General features: G+C 60.5%; 3 protein-coding genes. All 3 read left to right on the plus strand.

The genetic code is table 11. The annotated features are described in order from the left end of the window. Positions 1-459: 459 nt before the first annotated feature. The 3 genes from EOM25_13470 to EOM25_13480 are packed head-to-tail and all read left to right on the plus strand — an operon-like array spanning position 460 to position 2687. On the plus strand, positions 460-2031 hold the full coding sequence (locus EOM25_13470; protein NCC26183.1) for a hypothetical protein: 1572 nt from the start codon (positions 460-462) through the stop codon (positions 2029-2031). Positions 2032-2080: 49 nt separating this feature from the next. After that, entirely contained in the window at positions 2081-2314 is a 234-nt protein-coding gene (locus tag EOM25_13475) for a hypothetical protein (GenBank protein NCC26184.1), read from the plus strand. Next, positions 2307-2687, plus strand: coding sequence for a hypothetical protein (locus tag EOM25_13480; protein ID NCC26185.1), 381 nt, complete (start codon positions 2307-2309; stop codon positions 2685-2687). Before EOM25_13475 ends, EOM25_13480 begins: the two co-directional genes overlap by 8 nt. Positions 2688-3148: the final 461 nt, after the last annotated feature.

Consider the following 3148-nt stretch of genomic DNA (forward strand, 5'->3'; position numbering starts at 1 on the left):
CTCCAATATCAGGGGATTCCGCGGGGTCCCGGGGGGCAGACTACCCATCCCGGAAGAATGCAAGCACCCTGACAGATATTGCAGTGCTGCACCCGAAATGGCAAACACCGGCCGCCTTTCAAGGGAAATACCGAAGACAGGTGGGGCAAACCGAGAGGGCGGAACTTCTGCTTCCGGGACAAGCCGAAAAGTGGGCCACGGCAACCAGTCGGGATTGGAAGGATGGGGCCTGCCTTCGGGCGGATGTTCCAGTGAACGGCCTACTTGGCCGCCAAGCCCCAATGATAGCTTACAGTGGGCTGGGATTGAAGGGCCTTTCCTACCAGTTGAACCCAAACTTCAGCGAGTGGTTGATGGGGCTTCCTCCCGGGTGGACAGATTGCGGGCAATCGGTAACGGAGTGGTCCCGCTGGTTGCAGCGTATGCGTTCAGAACTCTCCTGTCTCGAATAAGGGAGTCATGATGAATGTCCTCCTGGCAGATCAGCGAGTCTCAGAGGCCACCGTCCTGCGCTGGTGCGTCGAGCACCCGGACGACTACGCAATGGTGGCATCCAGGATGGCGGATTACCATGTCCACTATCCCCCCTGGAAGATCGTCTGGAGAGCCCTGGCGGGTCTCTACAAGAACCACGGTACCTTCCCCACCCTCCCGGAACTGAAGAGGATCCTCTCCCGGGAGGTGAAGTTCGACCCGGCTACGATGGCCCATCTTCTTGGGGAGGTGGACTTCCTCTACGCAGTACCCATTTCCGAGATCAGCGGGGAGGAAGTGCGGGTGTTCGTAGCCTCCAGGGAACTTCTGGAGATCGGGGCTGTGGCCTCGGCCCTGGCAATGAACCCCGAGAAGATGCGGGAGGATACCCCCAAGCTTCTGCGTCGGGTAGAAGACCTCGCCATGATGTCCGGGAAGCGACCTTCCCAGGGGAGAACTTTTTCCCCTTTCGACCTCAAGGACATTCAGGACGTGAAAGGGTTCTTCGAGGAGATGTATGGGGGAGGTGGAGTTATCCCGACCGGGCTTGCCCGCGTGGACGAGCGCCTGAAGGGAGGGGGGATGCAAGCCCACCTGACCTTGCTTATCGGGCCTACAGGGGGCGGAAAGTCCACTCTGGCGCTGAACATGGCCCTGCACAACCTTAGGCTGGGAAAGAGGGTGGTCTACCTCGCCCTGGACGATAGCCGGGGAGAGCTTCTGGAGAGGGTGGCATCCCATCTGCTGAAGACGGACATAACCGAGGTGGACTGGGATCTCCCGACCTTCCAGAACAACATCTCCGAAGTCCTGGCCGGCTACCCTGGGGACTGGTATGGGGAAGAACTCAACCCGGACGACTTCACTCCGGAAGACGTTGCCGGCCATCTGAAGATGCTGCAGTACTCTTTCGCTCGGAAGGACCGCAAGAACGGGGTGCCTGAGGACCTGTGCGGGCATATCGATCTGGTAGTGATCGACTCCGGGGACCAGTTGAAGTCCGGGGCCAAGAACGACGACTGGAACTCCTTGAGCAAGATGTTCGACCGGGCCAACATCATCCCCAAGAGGTTCGGCTGCAACCTGACCATGACTGTGCAGGGGAATCAGGAAACGGTGGGTGCGGGACAGATCACCGTCCGCAACGTTGGAGGGGCCTATGGGAAAGCCAAGCCGGCAAAGTTGATCCTGGGGTTCGCCCAGACCATCCTGCAGAGGCACGACAGGATCTTCATAAACTGGGATGACGAACAGGTGCGAGCCCGGATCCGGGACATGCACTGCGTAAACCGCCAGCGGGACTTGAACACCCCATTCCAGCCGGGATGGCTGTGCATCATGAAGAACACCCGGGCCCGTTCGGTCAGCGGCCCTGCAAGTTGGGTGAAGCTGCCCCTGCTTGTGGACTATTCGACCTGCCGGGTGGTGGAGAACTACGCTCTTCCCGAAGAGTTGATCGTGGAGGACAAGAAGACGAAGCGGGAAGAGAACGAAGCGAATGCCGGAGGGGCAACCGTTCCTCCAGCCCAGAGAGCAGGGAAACGAGGGGCAAAATAGGCTTGACTCTACGTAGAGTCTATGGTAGGTTGCAAGAGAGGTGAGTGACATGCCAAAAGAAATCATCATCAGGGACTCCGAAGGAGATGGGGAGTGGTGGGAGATCACCATCCCTGCTTACAATAAGAAGTTCGTGGACGACTTGAAGCGGGAAGTCCCCCCTTCCTGTCGGAGATGGGATCCCCAGATGTTGGCCTGGGTGGTGGCCGATGCTTGGATGCCCCGGGTGGAAGAGCTTCTGGTCACCTGCTTTCCGGAAGCGGAGGTGTCCTGGTATGAATGACATCAACGAAACCGTCGCCGAGGTCCTGCGCTTCGACGAGGAGGCAACGCCAGGGCCGTGGACGTGGACCACACCGCCGAGTGAGGACTCCTACACGTGTGTATGGGATGACTACGGGGACCTGGTGGTGGAGGGGAACTGGGAGGGCGACACAGCCCTAATCGCCTACTATCGCACCGCCGCCCCGGCCCTGGCGCGGGAGGTGCAGAGGTTGCAGGGGGAGGTTCGTATCGATGCCGACGCCCTGGTGGAGATGATGGAGGAGTCGAGGCGAGTTGGCCAGGAGGCCATGCGGGAGAGGTGTGCACAGTGGCTGGAACAGCGTGGCGACCATGTGTGGGCGAAGGCCCTCCGTGCCCTGGAGGTGGAGTGATTTGGAGGAGAGGGTGCTACAAGCAATCGGAGGTAAGCCATGACCTATGGTCTGCGTGTTTCGGATGTGTTGAAGGCCTGCGCAATCGGGATAGCAACAGGCTGGGCCCTGGACCAGCGGGGCTGGGGGCCACCAGAGGGCATCCTGGTTCAGTGGGCAGTTATGATGGCCTATCTGTGGGCCATCTCGTGGGACAACAAAAGACAGTGAGAGGACAGATTACCTGTGGATACTGGGATTGCGCCATCGCTACCGCGTATGAGTCAGGGCACCGCGCCGGCCAGGAGGCCATGCGGGAGCGGTGTGCAGCGCGGGTGGACCGCGCGGCCAATGAGGCGTGTGAGTGTGACGGCACCCTCTGTGGCCCGGGTGATGTCGCGACCCACGATGCGGATTGCCCGGCGTTCGACCTGGATGCCCTGGCCGACGCCATCCGCGCCCTGGAGGTGTCCCATGACTGA

The organism is Deltaproteobacteria bacterium, from assembly GCA_009929795.1.
Lineage (GTDB): Bacteria > Desulfobacterota > Desulfovibrionia > Desulfovibrionales > Desulfomicrobiaceae > RZZR01.